The organism is Paenibacillus sp. sgz302164, assembly GCF_056120505.1.
The window spans coordinates 17,772-33,014 of record NZ_JBVYOL010000037.1 but is presented as its reverse complement, the minus strand read 5'-3'; the positions used below and the strand labels follow the sequence as shown (position 1 = coordinate 33,014).

The following is a 15,243-nucleotide window of genomic DNA, read 5'->3' as shown; positions in this document are numbered from 1 at the left end:
CGGCTCGAACAGCAAACTGCTGGGAACTGATGCGTCAATCAGCGGCTTTGGCGAGTTTGGCCCAGGTTTTGTCCAGCTCATCCTTCACTTGATCGCGGGTCGAGGCGCCGCCGACGTATTTTTGCAGCAGCTCACCCGCTTTTTGCTCGAATCCGTCCGGCCAGTAGCCTTTCACCCAAGGGTATGTCACGCCGCTTTTAATAAACTCGGACGTCGCTTTCGCCAGTTGGGCATCCGGGAATGGTGCGTCCTTAATCGTAGAAATTTGCTTCGTTTCGTTCGGAATGAATTTTTTGCCGTAATCGGAGGTGGTCAGCCAGTTGAAAAATTGCAGCACTTCTTTCAGGTTTTTGGAATCTTTGTTGATGCGGTAAATAATGTTGGAATCGACCATCAGCCCGGCCTTGGACGGGTCCTCTCCGACCGGTCCGGCGAGGAAGCCGATGTCAAGATCCTTGTTGATTTTGCGGATCGATTCCTCCGCCCACGTCCCTTGATGCATCATGGCTGCCTTGCCCTGCGCGAACAGGCTGACCTGTGCGTTAAAATCCGTCTCCAGCGGCTTCGGATTGCTGTATTTTTTGGTCAGATCCAGAAGATCGAACACATTCATCGCTTCTTTAATGTCGCTCAGCTTCTTTTTGCCTGCGTTGATATCGGCAAAAGTTTGAGCGTAGTTGCCGCCCATCGAGGCCATAACCTGCGTAAACGTCTGCTCCATCACCCACCACTCTTTGTACCCGTTGGCAAAAGGCGTGATGCCTTTATCCTGCAGCTTTTTGGCCGCATCTTCCAGTTGGCTGAACGTCTTCGGCAGCTCCGTTATGCCTGCCTCGGCGAACAGCTTTTTGTTGTAAATGAACGAGTGCGCCTGCAAAATGAGCGGATACCCGATCACTTTGCCGTTCAGCGTCACGCCGGTTTTGGCCGAATCGACGATGTTTTTCATAAAACCCTCGTTCGTCAAATCGTAGGAGTAATCTTTGTACACGTTGTTGTCATTGTAAGCGCTCGACATAAAAATATCAGGAATATCGCCGGAATTAATCCGCGTCTTCAGCAGCGTCGGGTAATCGTCCTGATGAATCGTAATATCGAGCTTCACATTGGGGAACTGCTTGTTGTACTCCTCAGCCAATCTGTGCATCGCATCGCTCATTTCAGGCGCATACTGCAAAATGCTGATCGTCACCGGTTTGGCGTCCTTTTTGGCGTCGCCCGGAGTTGCCGCGGCGCTCTCTTTGGGCGCTTGACTGGAAGCGGCAGTCTCGGGCTTGGAGCCTGCGGCACAGCCGGAAAGCACAGATGCCAACATCGCTGCGGCGCCAACCATACTCACGTATCTCTTGGTCATTTGGTTCATAGCCTCCCTTTGTTTTGAAAGCGTTTATCGTATCGCTACCTTTATTAAACCGGATTTCATGTGCAGGGTCTATGCAATATCGTGGCTTGTTGCGGGTAAAAAAATGGCATTTGCCGTGGAGAACGCAGGGGCAAACAACCGCCTGGAGCGGCGCAAAAGGCGGGAACGCCCGGAGCCGGCAGGTCCGCAGGCGCCGCGGGGGCGACGGTGATGCGCGGCGGAACATCATGAGGCAGCTTGTGATAAGCCGGTTCGTAGAAAAAGCCTGCGAAAATGCAGGTTTTTTCGATGAAACTTGTTCATTTTGACGAAAAGCCTGCGATTGTGCAGGAATTTTTGATGAAAATGAATCTGGGCCCATGTGCCCGGTGAAAAGCCTGCACTTTTGCAGGAATGTTTCGCTGCCAGCGCCTCAACGAACAAAAAAACTGCACTTTTGCAGGCTTTCTCCGCCGGCAGCTAGGCAGCCGGGCGATCGGCCCACGCGTGTGAGATGCTCAACAGCCTGCGCAATGTCCTCCCAGTTGCCCCAAAAACCCAAATGTAGCCGCCCGACCGCCGTCATGCAGCGCAGCACCCCGCGCTGGGAGCTGCGCGAAGTACAAAAAAAGCCTTGCCGCCAATTGCGCAAGGCTCCGGCGCGGAGCTATCCCGCGTTGTTTGCATCCGGGTATATCATGATTTTGATGCTCGTGTCCTTTTGGTTGATCGCAGTTTCCAGCGCCTCGCCAATCGAGCTTAGAGGGAACTTGTGTGTGATGACTTTACGGATATCCTGCTTGCCGCCGCTTAACGCCTGGATCGCCGCCGGGTACGTGTTCACGTAACGGAACAGCCCGTACACGTCCAGCTCGGAGTCGACCAGCAGCGGAATGTCTATCGGGATCGCATCGCTGACCGGCAGACCGACCAAAACGATGCGGCCTCCGCGCTTCACGGTGCGGATCGAATCCGCAACGGCCCGCGCATTGCCGGAAGTTTCGATGATGACGTCGATGCCTTTGCCGCCCGTCCATTGCTGCAATTGTTCCTGCATGCCGCCGTCCAGCGGGTTCAATACGTTCGCGGCGCCCAGATCTTTCGCCATATCCCGGCGGAAACCAACGACATCGCTGCCGTAAATTTCCGTCACACCGAACAGCTTGGCCGCTTCGATCGCAAGCAAACCGATCGGGCCCAGACCGAGCACGAGAACGCGATCCTGAGGCTGAATTTTCACCCGTCTCATGGCATGAAATCCGACGGACAGCGGCTCCAGCAAAGCGCCTTCTTCAAAAGACATCGAATCGGGCAGCTTGAACAGGAAATCGCTCCGCACGGCCACATACTCGGCCCATGCGCCGTCTACCGGAGGAGTCGCCATAAATACTACGTCAGGACACAGGTTATAGCGCCCCGCCTTGCAATATTCGCAGCGTCCGCAAGTCACTCCCGGCTCAACGGCGACGCGATCACCCACCGCCACATTCGAGACGTCGCGGCCCACCTGGACAACCTCGCCCGCCAGCTCGTGTCCGAGAATGATCGGCTTTTTCACCTCGTACCTGCCGATTTTGCCGTGCTCGTAGTAATGTACATCCGACCCGCAAACTCCGATGCAGTATACTTTGACAAGCGCCTCGTCAGCCTTCGGCTCGGGGCGGGGCACCTGCCGGATGGCGATAGAATGAGGCCGATCCATGACGGCCGCGGTCATTTGAGAAATGGTCACAATTACTCCTCCTTTGGTGGATTCAGCCATACTTGCCCAAGAGGGCGGCTAAACATGCACATTATAAAATCATTTGGTAAACGTTGTAAAGACGCTAAACGGAAATACTTGGCGGTGGCCCAGTGGCCCCCCGGCGGTGCCTCCCCTCCTCCATCCGCGTATGGCGAGCCGCAGATGCCTGCCGTGCAGCGCAACGATGCGCGCCGGGAGAGGCGCACATCTAGCCACCGGCAGTGCCTCCCCTCCTCCGCTCGCGCAAGGGCCCGTCCCCTGCCTTATGAGCGTTCAGGCTGCATGCCTTTTCTAAATTCCAGCGGCGAGACGCCGAAATGCTTTTTGAACGCTTTGCTGAAATAATTCGTATCGTGGTAGCCGATTTTGTCGCTCACGGTCTGAATTTTCAGCTCGGGGTCGCGCAGCAGCTCCTTCGCCTTTTCCATGCGGACATTCAACGTGTATTCATAAATGCCGCAGCCGTATTTTTGCTTGAACAGGCGGAGCAGATGCTCCTTGCTGATGAAATATTTTTCGGTGAAGAGAGCAATTGAAATCTCCTCAAAATAATGATGGTCGATGAACGCCTTGATCTGTTCGACGTTGACCTTGTCGGCAAGCTTGTGGCTTTGCTGGATTTGTTGAATTTGCGCGAACCACTCCGCGATAAAAGCGGTCATCGTAAGCTCGAACCGCGCGAAGTCCGTCACCTGATGGCCGAATTGCAGGTCGAAGCGTTCCATCGCCACGGGCAGCAGGGAAGCCGCCGCGCCGCTCTCCTCGGCAAGCTGCTTCAGCAAAATGCGAAATTCCGTTTCGTTTTGGCGCATCGATTCGAGGCTGAAGTAGCCCGAGCGCCGGATATCGTCGAAAAACTGCTTCAGGATGCTTTCGGCGTACACCGTACTGCCGATTTCCAGGCCGTGCAGGAGCAAATCTTTTTTGGCCAAAATCGACGACCGCGCGCCTGTCTGACCTGCATCCCCGCATGCATGCAGCGGATCGAGCATGTTCGTCTGCGCCAAAGCGGCCTTCGCCGTTTGATACGAAGCGTCCAACTGATCAAGGCGGCCGGTTTTGCAGCCTAGCGCCGTTATGCTTTCGACGCCAAAAGCTTCCCGCAGACGCGCTGCGGCCTGCTCGGCCGCTTCCCGCGCTCCGCTCTCCGGCGCAGACTCAGGTGCGGACAGGACGATGATGAACTCCTGCTCCTCTTTGCCGCTCTTGAAGCTGAATGCGCTGCCGGAGACGGACAACAGCTCATCCAGCGCATTCGTGATCGAGTAGTTGCAGGCGTGCATATCGCCGCCGAACTTGCCGCGGCTGACCTCGGCAAGATTCAGCACCGTCACGACGACGATTTGAAACGCGTCGGCAGGCTTCGCTTCGATCAGGTTTTCCAATTCCTTGATCTTGTGAAACTTGCCGCTTTGGCCGATAATCGACGCAAAAATTTTCTCCTTCACAAGCGGCAGGGAAATATTGTGCAAAATCGCGCCGGAAAGCTGGCTGTCGCGCTCGTTCCGCTCGCTGTCCAACTGCGCGACCGCCTTGGCAATCGCCTGATTCAGCTCCGCTTTTTTAATCGGCTTCAAAATATAGTCGAGCGCACCCGAAGTGATCGCGCCGCGGGCAAATTCGAAGTCGTCGTAGCCGCTGACGACAATGCATTTGGCTGAAGACGCCGTCTTCGCGAGCTGCAAAAATTCGACGCCGCCAACCAGCGGCATGCGCATGTCGACGAACACGAGGTCCGGCTTGTGGGCCGCCAGCATCTCCAGCCCCTCCTTGCCGTCCCGCGCTTCCAGCACGGCCGCGACCCGGTGTTCCCGCCATGCGCCCAATGCGTGAATCGCGCGTCTGGCAGGTTCTTCATCATCAATGATCAGCGCTTTATACATGTCGTCTCTCCCTCATGGCAGTCAGCCCGATTTCCACTTCCGTCCCTTGGTGCAACCGGCTGCGAATCGTCACGTACGCCTCGCTGCCAAACATCAGCTTTAGCCGGGAATACAAATTTTTCAGGCCGATTTCCTCCTGCACATCCAAATAATTGTCGTTCATCCCGGCCAACACCTCGCTCAATCGCGCTTCCGTCATACCCGGACCGTCGTCGGCGACTTGCAGAACGAGCCATTCGTCCTCCAGGCTGACCCGGATTTCCATATACATCGCATCCGACATTTGCTCCAAAGCATGCTCAATTGCGTTTTCAAGCAGTATTTGCAGCGTCATTTTGGGAATGAGGCACGATTTCGTTTCGTCGGGAATATCCAACGTTACGGTCAACCGCTCACCGAATCTCGCTTTTTGCAAAATCAAATAGTTCTCAATATGCTCCAGCTCATGCAGCAGGCTGACGGTTTCACCGCCTTTAAAACAGTAACGCAGCGAAGAAGCAAGCGCATCCACCATTTGCTGAATCGTGCCGACTTCATGGATAATCGCCTCCGTCGAGATCGCTTGCAACGAATTATACAGAAAATGCGGATTGATTTGCGCCTCAAGCGCTTTCAGACGGGCATTTTTCTCGTTCAGCTTGATTTCGTAGCGCTCGGCGATCAAATCGTTGATTTTGACAACCATCTGATTGAATTTCCGCGACAAGTGCGCGATTTCGTCCGTGCCTTTGAACTCGTAATCCAGCTCGAAATTCCCCTCGCCCAACTGCTCGATGCGGCGGGAAAAATTTTTCAGCCTTCCCGTAATCGCATTGGAGACGAACACCACGACGATAATAAAAAAGAGCACGAACCCGCTGCCAACAAGCAGATTGACGATTCTAGCGGCCGCCGCCGACTTGTTCAGCTCGGCAATGGGCGTCAGCTTGATCAGCTTCCATCCGTCCCGGGGAGACGTGTTATAAAGCGTCAGGTAAGCGGCGTGGTCGATCTTTTGTTCCGCGTAGCCGGATGCGTTATCGCCCTGCAAGCTGACTAAATCCCCCAGCACCCGCCACTGCCGGTCGGACAGCCCGCCACGGTTCGTATAATACAGCTGATTGCCGCTGTCGAACAGCCCGACGATCTCCCCGGATTGGTCCGGCAAATCGCCGAAAATCCGGTTCAACTCGCGGAAATTCAGCGTGATCGAAATGACGGCCAGCGGGCTTTTGTCCGCGACATTGATCAAAATACGGTGAAACACGAGAAAATGCTGAGGCTGTACGTCCGCCCCCTGCGACGCAAGAGCAGGCTCCATGCTGCGGAATTTGGGGCTGCCCGCCGCCTCCTTGTACCACAGCTCATTCTCGGTCTGCCAATCGCTTTGCTGGGACAAATTGACGGTCGAGCGGGAAAGCCGGTACTGCACATGATTAATCGGCGTATAAATGCTGATTTCCTCAATATCTTCGCGGGAGTAAAACATGTTCTTCATCTGATTTTGGATATAAAATTGCGCCAAATATTCGGTCGAAATGATCGAATCCATGAACATGGCGTCTTTCCGGGGCGAAAGCGAAAACTCGTCGATGCTGCTTATATAGCTTTCCAGATTTTGGTTCACCAGCTTAATAATCTTCTGGTTGCTCGCGATAAAATTGTTTTCGTTCGTCAGCGAAGATTGCCGGTACGACAAATAGGAAAGCAAGATGACGATCAATGCTACGATCAGCGAAAAAACGACGATGAGCTTGTTGCGCAGCCGCCCGTTAATGGTGCGGGAAATCGACTCCAGCCCTAATCTCCGCATATAATTGCCTCCCGGCCCTGAAGCGATATTGTCTATTATGCTCTATAGGATAAAATATCCCCCACGCTTCTGCAACAGAGCGAGGGGGATATTTTATTACAACGTTATGCGGACTGCCGCACCGGCCGTTTCCGCCGTGATCCGCACGCCCGATTCATGCGGCTCCTGCATCCCGCCTTCCACCTTGGCGACAGACGTTACGCCTCTGAGGACGATGCTCCAACGGCTGCCCTGCGCCGCTCCGGAAGCGGCCGCTTGAATCACATTGCCGCTGCGTGCGGCGGCAAGCTTCACTTCCGCCTTCGTCTGCGGATGATAGACGCGGGACACCGCTTCCTGGCCGTCTTCCAGCTCGAAGAGGTGATACTCCGCATGCTCCGTGTAGTCGTAGTCCGGCTTATCGTCCACCGTGCCGACGGCAAGCAGCGTGTTCGGACGGACGAAGAGCGGTATGCTCAAGTAGCCGTGCTGCTCCTTGAACCATCGGCCTCCCTCCACAATCTCCCCGGTCAAGTAATTCGTCCATGTGCCGGCTGGCAGGTAGTAGGAAGCCGTGCCCGCTTCGTCGAACACCGGAGCGACCAGCAAGGAGCCGCCGAGCATGTATTGGCGGTCCAAAACGTCGCAGGTCGGATCGCCCGCGAACTCCAGCACCATCGCGCGCATAAGCGGCAGACCTTGCTGCGAAGCCTGGACCGCCGTGCCGAACAAATAAGGCATCAGGCTGCATTTCAGCTTCGTGAAAAAGCGCAGCACATCGACGGCTTCCTCGTCGTAAAGCCACGGTACGCGGTACGAGCGGCTGCCGTGCAGGCGGCTGTGGCTGGAGAGCAGGCCGAATGCGGCCCAGCGTTTGTACAGATCCGCGCTGGACGTGCTCTCGAAGCCGCCGATATCGTGGCTCCAGAAGCCGAAGCCGGATAAGCCGAGCGACAGTCCGCCCCGCAGGCTCTCAGCCATCGATTCGTACGTCGCCGTGCAGTCGCCGCCCCAATGAACCGGGAACTGCTGGCCGCCGGCCGTCGCGGAACGCGCGAACAAAGCCGCCTCGCCTTTGCCGAGCTTTTCTTCCAGCACTTCGAACACAACCTTATTGTACAACTGCGTGTAGTAGTTGTGCATCTTGACCGGATCGGAGCCGTCATGGTAGACGACATCTGTCGGAATCCGCTCGCCGAAATCCGTCTTGAACGAATCGACGCCCATATCGACTAGCTTTCTCAGCTTGCTTGCATACCACTCGCAGGCCGCCGGATTCGTAAAGTCGACGATGCCCATGCCCGGCTGCCACATATCCCACTGCCAGACGTCGCCGTTCGGCCGCTTCAGCAGGTAACCGCCCTGCATGCCTTCTTCGAACAGCGGGGACCGCTGGGCGATATAAGGGTTGATCCAGACGCAAATTTTCAGCCCTTTATTTTTGAGGCGCTGCAGCATCTGCTCCGGCTCCGGGAAAATCCGTTTGTCCCACTCGAAGTCGCACCAATGGAACTCCCGCATCCAGAAGCAGTCAAAATGGAAAACGTGAAGCGGCAAATTCCGCTCGGCCATCCCGTCGATAAAACCTGTCACCGTAGATTCGTCGTAGTTGGTCGTGAACGAAGTCGTCAACCAGAGGCCAAATGTCCATGCTGGAGGCAGCGCCGGCTTGCCGGTCAGCGTCGTATAATTGCCGAGCACTTCTTTCAAATCGGCGCCGCCGATGAGGAAATACTCCAGGTATTCGCCTTCTACGCTGAACTGCACTTTGGACACTTTTTCCGAAGCCACTTCGAAGGACACATTTTCCGGATGGTTGACAAAAACTCCGTAGCCTTTGTTCGTGATATAAAAAGGAATGTTTTTATACGACTGCTCGGAATTCGTGCCCCCGTCCCGGTTCCAGATGTCGACGCTTTGGCCGTTTTTCACAAACGAAGTGAACCGCTCGCCCAACCCGTAAACGCTTTCTCCGACGCCGAGATCGAGCTGGTCTCTGACGAAAGCCCCTTCATTTTCGGAGATGACATAACCCATATTCTTAAAGCCGCTGGAAGTTAGTTTGCGGCCCTTGTAATCGAATTTCAAATTCCACGGCGTATCCCGGCGAATGCTGGCGCGCAAGCTTCCGCTCGTAATGCTGGCCTCTTGCACATCCTCCCGAACCTCAACTGCCGCCTGGTCATCCGAGTGAATTTGGAAAAACGGCCCGACCTGGCGCTTGCCTTTATGATGAAAAATTTGCACGCGAATCACGTCTTCTAGCGGCGAAGACAGCTTCACCTCGATCAAAGGCGTATCCAGCTCGCCGGAGCGGTTAACGATCGGTTTGGGCGGGCCGAACAGCGTGAGCGAACGATCGGTTGCATATACGTCATGAACTTCAACCGGACTAATAATCTGATACCCTTTGCGGGTCATCCACTGGCCGTCACTAAACTTCAAAGAAGTCATCTCCTCGTCAATTATGCTTATAAAAATATTGATCCAAATGGGGTACCTTAAGTAAAATAGTAATAGCTTTCCTATATATTTGTCTTGCAGAATGCTGATATCGGCATATAACAATTTTGATAATCGAGGAGCCTCCGCCTATGAACTTAGAAGCGCTGAGAGAAGGCCGGATTCACGGCGATCTGATGTTTCCGCTGAGCGTGTACCAGGTGGAAAAAATAAACGAAACGTTCTTCAATTACCACTGGCACCGGGAAATCGAACTGATTTACATGACGGAGGGCAGCGCCCTGTTCCATATCGGAGCTTCCGCCGTGGAACTGCGGCAGGGCGAAGCTCTGCTCATTCCGAGCGGCCAGCTGCATGCGAGCTATCCGCTGGATGAACGGCCCGCCTATTTTCACGCCGTCGTCTTTGATCCGCAGCTTCTCGGCAGCGGCGTCTATGACGCCATCCAGAGCAAATACATCGAGCCCTGGCTGGAGCGCAGGCTTGTTCTGCCGGACATTTTCCGTCCGTCCAGCCCTTGGGAGCAGCGCGTGCTGTTCTTTCTGAGCGATATCATCGAACAGTACAAGGCAAGGCCGAGGGGCTTCGAGCTGAAAATAAAAGCGGATTTGCTGGCGTTCTTCGCAGAACTCCTGCCGCACGGCGAGCGGTCTTCCGACCTGCCCCGCAGCTCCTCGGATTCCGACAAAATCGAGCGGATCAAACCCGTCCTGCAATACATGCACGACCACTGCCGGGAGCGTATTCTCATTCAGGACCTCGCTTCCCTGATTCCGATGAGCGAAGGGCACTTTTGCCGCTTTTTCAAATCGATCGTGAAAAAGACGCCTGTCGAATATTTAAATTTCCTCAGGGTGGAGAAAGCGATGAAATGCCTGGAAAACCCGCATCTCAAAATTATCGACGTCGCCAGCGAGGCCGGCTTTGAAAGTCCGAGTTATTTTATTAAAACGTTCAAAGCGCTCAAAAGCATGACACCGACGGAATACCGGAGAGCATTCACAAGCAAAGGAGCGGAAACGTCATGAATGGCGCATCCCCTTACGGCGTCTACGGCTACCGGTTCTCCGATCCGCTTGAGGGCGCTCTGCACCAGCTCTATGCCGTGGGCTGCCAGTATGTCTCCGCAGAGCAGTCCTACGAATGGGACGGCATGGAGCGGATCGACGGCCCGCTTTTTCTGTTTCAATATACCGTGTCCGGCTGCGGCTGCCTGGATATGGACGGCCGCAGCTTCGACGTCGGGCCCGGACACGCGCTGATGGTGGAAATTCCAAGCAAGCACAAATACTATCTCCCTGAGCATAGCTCGCATTGGGAATTTTATTTTGTGCAAATCCGCCCGTTTCATTTGGAAAAGCACTGGTCCGATTTCGTCCAAAGCCACGGCTTCGTGCCGCAAATCCCGCCCGAAAGCCCCGTTATCCGCACGCTGCGGGATATGTACCACACAGCCAGGAAAGACCGGATCGCCGACGCTTTTCAGGCATCATCCCTGGTGTATCAATTTATGATGGAGCTGTCCAGACATAACCGCGCCGCCAAAAAAGAAAAGTCGGCCTGGCCGGACGGCATCCGGCTGGCGATAGAAGCGATCGAAACCCGCTACGCCTCGCTGCAAAGCCTGGAGGAAATCGCGCATGTGGCCGGCTTGTCGAAGTATCATTTTACGCGTTCGTTCCATGTTTTGACCGGTTACACGCCGATTGCCTATTTGACTAAAATCCGCATGCAAAAAGCCGTAGAACTTCTGCACAGTACTACGCACAGCGTGGAGCAGATTGCGCAAATGATCGGCTACGCAAGCGGCAGCTATATGATCAAAGTGTTTCGGGAATGGGTCGGCTCCTCGCCGGGCGAGTTCCGCACGAGGTCCGAATTCGCCGCCGTCAGCCGCCTGCAGTTCGACTGAACAGGCAAAGCGCGGCAGGTGTGTCCGGCATGCAGACCGGGGAGCCGTTGGAGCGCCGCCGAGAGCTGTTAGGGCAACGTCGGGAAACCGTTAGGGCAGCGCCGAGACAGCAATATTTTACAATCGGCAGCAAAACATTATTGTGGATGAATGCGCCGGGTTCTTTTATCATACGAGAGAACACGCTTATTTTGCGAAGCTCGCTTATTTCGCCTATCTCTCGCCAATGAAAGGAACTGATCCTATGCAGCATCACCGGACCGCACAGACTCCGCCAATGGGCTGGAACAGCTGGGACTGCTACGGCGCCAGCGTCACCGAGGAAGAAGTGCTCGGCAATGCCCGCTATATGGCCGAACATTTAAAACAGTATGGATGGGAATATGTTGTCGTCGACATCCAATGGTACGAACCGGGAGCCAATTCTTCCCGTTACCGGAACTTCGCACCGCTCGAAATGGACGCGTACTCGCGGCTCATTCCGGCGGTCAACCGGTTTCCGTCCGCCCGGGACGGACAAGGCTTCAAGCCGCTGGGCGAGCAAATCCACGCGCTCGGCCTAAAATTCGGCATTCACATCATGCGCGGCATTCCGCGCCAGGCCGTCCATGCCGATACCCCGCTCCTGGGCACGGACCGGACCGCGCGCGAAATCGCGCATCCGAATTCCATCTGTCCGTGGAACACGGACATGTATGGGGTGGATGCCTCCAAGGAAGGCGCGCAAGCTTACTATGATTCCTTGTTCCAGCTGTACGCGGAGTGGGGCGTCGATTTCGTCAAGGTGGACGATATCGCCGCTTCCCGTCTGTACCACATCCACCCGGAAGAAATCACGCTGATCCGCAACGCCATCGATAAATGCGGCCGCGACATGGTGCTGAGCCTGTCGCCTGGCCCCGCTCCGCTGGAACACGCGGAGCATTTGACGGCCAACGCCAACATGTGGCGGATGACGGACGACTACTGGGACCTGTGGCCGCTGCTGTACAACATGTTCGAGCGCTGCGAAAAATGGTACCCGCATGTCGGACCCGGCCATTGGCCGGATTGCGACATGCTGCCGCTCGGCCATCTCGGCATCCGCTCCGTGGACGGGGGCGGCAGCGACCGCTTCACTCGCTTCACGCGGGATGAGCAGGTCACGATGATGACCCTGTGGTCCATCTTCCGCTCCCCGCTCATGTTCGGCGGCGAGCTGCGCGACAATGACGACTGGACGCTGTCGCTGCTGACCAACGACGAAGTGTTGGCCGTTCACCGCGACAGCTTCGGCGGCAAGCCGCTCTACCGAGACGGCGACCGCATCGCCTGGACCGCGCAAGACCGGCAGGGCGGCGTCTACGTCGCGCTGTTCAACGCAGGCGACGAGCCTGCGGACGTACAGGTGACGCCGGAGCAGCTCGGGCTGTCCGGCCCGGTCCAGGCGCGCGACCTGTGGAAGCGCGAGGATCTCGGCAGCTTCGGCGGCGCCATCGCCCGGACTGTGCCGCCGCACGGCGCAGTGCTGCTGAAGCTGGCCTGACGCCGTCAGCCTGCAGGCAGCAGCGCGCAGACGCGCGAACAGAGTGTCGAGAAAATCTCGGCACTCTGTTTTTTTGCCCCGAAGCGAAGCCGCGGGTTCGGCTTTGCAGCGAAGGACGGCGCAGCCGTTCGTGAAGCGGCTCGACCGCTCGTCAGCCCGCAAGCCTGCAAAAGTCACAACGTTGAAAAAGTCTCCACACGCTGTTAGGACCGTTTCATAGACGACCCGTACCTGGCGCCCGACAAAACCTGCGAAAGTGCAGGCTTTTTCCGCGAAAGTGACTCGTTTTGGCGAAAAGCCTGCGATTGTGCAGGAATTTCCAGTCATTGTGGCACCAAGCGTGAGTTTTGGCGAAAAAACCTGCAGTTTTGCAGGAATATTTCGAAGCAAGCGTGTCTGCGGGCAAAAAACTGTACTTTTGCAGGTTTTTCCCCCTTGCCATGCAGAAGTGCTATCTCCTGGCGGACAAGTTTCTTGAGAAGCTGAAAAATGCAGGCTTTCCGCTGGAAACGGCCCATTTGGCGAAAAATGCCTGCAAGTGCTGCAGGAATTCCCCTTCACGAGGGGGCCTGAGCCCTAAGTGCTAGCAGCAAAGCCTTTTGCAGGTTTTCCTTGCGTGGCCAAAGAATTGCCGGCGCGGAAGGCTTTCCTCGCATCGTCAGGGAGGGGGGGACGCCGACGGGCGTAGGCTTTCTCAGCACCGCCAAGGCCTAGCCGACGGGCGTAATGCTTTCTCAGCACCGCCAAGGCCTAGCCGACGGGCGTAATGCTTTCTTAGCACCGCCAAGCTAAGCCGGCGGGGCGCGGTTTCTCCAGCCCCGCCAGAGATACACTGGCGGGGCGTGCCCCACACTACTCGTTCCAGAGCTTCACTCTGTCTTTGACAAGCTGTGTCCATTGCTCGTTCATTTTTTTCACGCCGGCTTTGTCGAGGTCGGCCATGAACGCATCCCACACTTTATCGAAATTTTCCGGTTTGGCGAGAACCGCTTCCGGAATGCGCTTTTTCATAATGTCCTGGCATTTTTGGTACGTGACCTGCACGTCCGAGCCTGTTTCCATTTGAATGCCCCATGCCGCGCCGTATTTGCGCACCGGGAATTCTTCCGGCTTCGGCCACAGGTCCAAATAAGTGATCGCATTGTACGCCTTAAGCGTGTCATGGTCCGATTGTGAATAGTTTTTCAGGTACTGTTCCGTGAAGTTCTTCGTATAGTAGTTGCCCGTCGGATCCTTCACGCCGTCGCCATAACGGGCGGAGATCCAATAGTTGCCGATGCCGATGTCCTTTTTGTAACCGCTCGGATCGTTGGTCTGTCTGTTTTGCGTTTCCACAGTGGCGATGCGTTTGCCGTTGTCCATTTTGTAGTCGATGCCTTCGACTCCCCAGTTGACCAGCACCTGGCCTTCGCCGGAAGCGAGCCAATCCAGAAATTGAATCGCCCGAACCGGGTCCTTGCATTTGGTCGTAATCCCGGTCCCCCATCCGGCCATATAACCGGTGTCCTGGAAGGCGTGATCCTTTATATTTTCGTTCATCGTTACCGGAAAATGCGCGTAAGTTTGATCGAACTTGCCGTCCTTTTTCAGCACGTTCTCCCCTTCAACGTAATCCCATTTCTGATCGATCAGACCGAGCACGCGGCCGGAGGCGATTTTGGCTTTATATTGGTCGTATTTTTGCACGAAGCTTTCGGGATCGATGAGTCCGATGCTGTTCATGTGGTTCAACCACCTGAAATATTCCTTTTCCTCCGGTCTCTGGTAATGGAACTTGGCTTCGTACGTGCTCTGATCGATATAAAACTCCCCGTCGTCCGGCGCCCCCGTAGCGTAAAATGCAGGGTTCGTCACTGAGATGAGCATGTGCCAATCGTCCGCATTCAGGGACAAGCCGATCGTCGGCTGGCCGTCCATCATCGGATGCTTATCCTTATAAGCTTTGATGGCGTTTTCATAATCCTGAACCGTTCTGATTTTCGGATATCCAAGCTCTTTGAGCAGGCGATGCTGCAGCTCGAAGCCGCCTTCCGAGTCAAAATATTTCTGATTCACCCCGACGAACGGCAGTACGTAAATCGCATGGTCGTTTTGGCTGTAGCGCAGACGTTTCATGTAGTCGCCATACACCTTTTTCAAATTCGGGCCGTATTTGTCGATTAGCGGCGCGAGGTCGACCATGGCTCCGGCATCGATCAGCTTTTGCGTGTCGCCTTTGCCCATAATGAGATCCGGGTATTCCCCGCTGGATGCCATCAGGGCGATTTTCTGATCGGCTGCTCCCACCGGAAATTCCACTTTCAGCGTGACGCCCGTTTTTTCTTTAATCACCTTGCCGACCCGGCTCTGCATATCGTCCCAGTCCGGGTTCTGATCCGCGGCGAACATCGTGAAAGTAATAGGAGCCGCCCCTTTCGCTCCTGCCGCCGTACTGTTCGGCGTGGAGCTGCCCTCCGGCGCGCCCGATGAGGACGGCGAAGCGTCCTTGGAGCAGCCTGCTGCGAACAGCATTACTGCGGCAAACAGTGCCGTCGTAGTTTTTAACGCTTTCTTCATGAACAAAAATCCTCCCTCTATTGTGGTTTTCTCGATTTTTCCAAGTT

At 55.5% G+C, this 15,243-nt stretch carries 9 protein-coding genes; 3 read left to right on the top strand and 6 right to left on the bottom strand.

The window, feature by feature from the left end; genetic code table 11:
* Positions 1–34: 34 nt before the first annotated feature.
* From AC0LWT_RS35310 to yicI, 5 genes are all read right to left on the bottom strand, one after another.
* Positions 35–1,354, bottom strand: coding sequence for an ABC transporter substrate-binding protein (locus AC0LWT_RS35310; protein WP_474686427.1), 1,320 nt, complete (start codon positions 1,352–1,354; stop codon positions 35–37).
* 655 nt (positions 1,355–2,009) lie between these two features.
* The gene (locus tag AC0LWT_RS35305) at positions 2,010–3,059 is read right to left on the bottom strand and encodes an NAD(P)-dependent alcohol dehydrogenase (RefSeq protein ID WP_474686489.1); all 1,050 of its coding nucleotides are present in this window, start codon (positions 3,057–3,059) and stop codon (positions 2,010–2,012) included.
* Between the two features lie 290 nt (positions 3,060–3,349).
* Positions 3,350–4,969, bottom strand: coding sequence for a response regulator (locus AC0LWT_RS35300; RefSeq protein ID WP_474686425.1), 1,620 nt, complete (start codon positions 4,967–4,969; stop codon positions 3,350–3,352).
* Entirely contained in the window at positions 4,962–6,761 is a 1,800-nt protein-coding gene (locus AC0LWT_RS35295) for a cache domain-containing sensor histidine kinase (protein ID WP_474686423.1), read from the bottom strand. The genes AC0LWT_RS35300 and AC0LWT_RS35295 overlap by 8 nt, the downstream gene beginning before the upstream one ends.
* A gap of 96 nt (positions 6,762–6,857) precedes the next feature.
* Positions 6,858–9,185, bottom strand: coding sequence for an alpha-xylosidase (gene yicI / locus AC0LWT_RS35290; protein WP_474686421.1), 2,328 nt, complete (start codon positions 9,183–9,185; stop codon positions 6,858–6,860).
* 149 nt (positions 9,186–9,334) lie between these two features.
* Between yicI and AC0LWT_RS35285 the strand changes: the two genes are divergently transcribed.
* From AC0LWT_RS35285 to AC0LWT_RS35275, 3 genes are all read left to right on the top strand, one after another.
* Positions 9,335–10,231: an AraC family transcriptional regulator gene (locus tag AC0LWT_RS35285; protein ID WP_474686419.1), complete on the top strand. Its 897-nt coding sequence runs from the start codon at positions 9,335–9,337 to the stop codon at positions 10,229–10,231.
* A complete protein-coding gene (locus tag AC0LWT_RS35280) occupies positions 10,228–11,115 on the top strand; it encodes a helix-turn-helix transcriptional regulator (RefSeq protein WP_474686417.1) in 888 nt (295 codons plus the stop codon). The genes AC0LWT_RS35285 and AC0LWT_RS35280 overlap by 4 nt, the downstream gene beginning before the upstream one ends.
* 244 nt (positions 11,116–11,359) lie before the next feature.
* Positions 11,360–12,640, top strand: coding sequence for a glycoside hydrolase family 27 protein (locus AC0LWT_RS35275; RefSeq protein ID WP_474686487.1), 1,281 nt, complete (start codon positions 11,360–11,362; stop codon positions 12,638–12,640).
* Between the two features lie 852 nt (positions 12,641–13,492).
* On the opposite strand, the gene AC0LWT_RS35270 is transcribed toward AC0LWT_RS35275, so the two are convergent.
* Positions 13,493–15,196 carry an ABC transporter substrate-binding protein gene (locus AC0LWT_RS35270; protein ID WP_474686415.1) on the bottom strand — a complete coding sequence of 568 codons (1,704 nt, stop codon included), beginning with the start codon at positions 15,194–15,196 and terminating at the stop codon, positions 13,493–13,495.
* Positions 15,197–15,243: the final 47 nt, after the last annotated feature.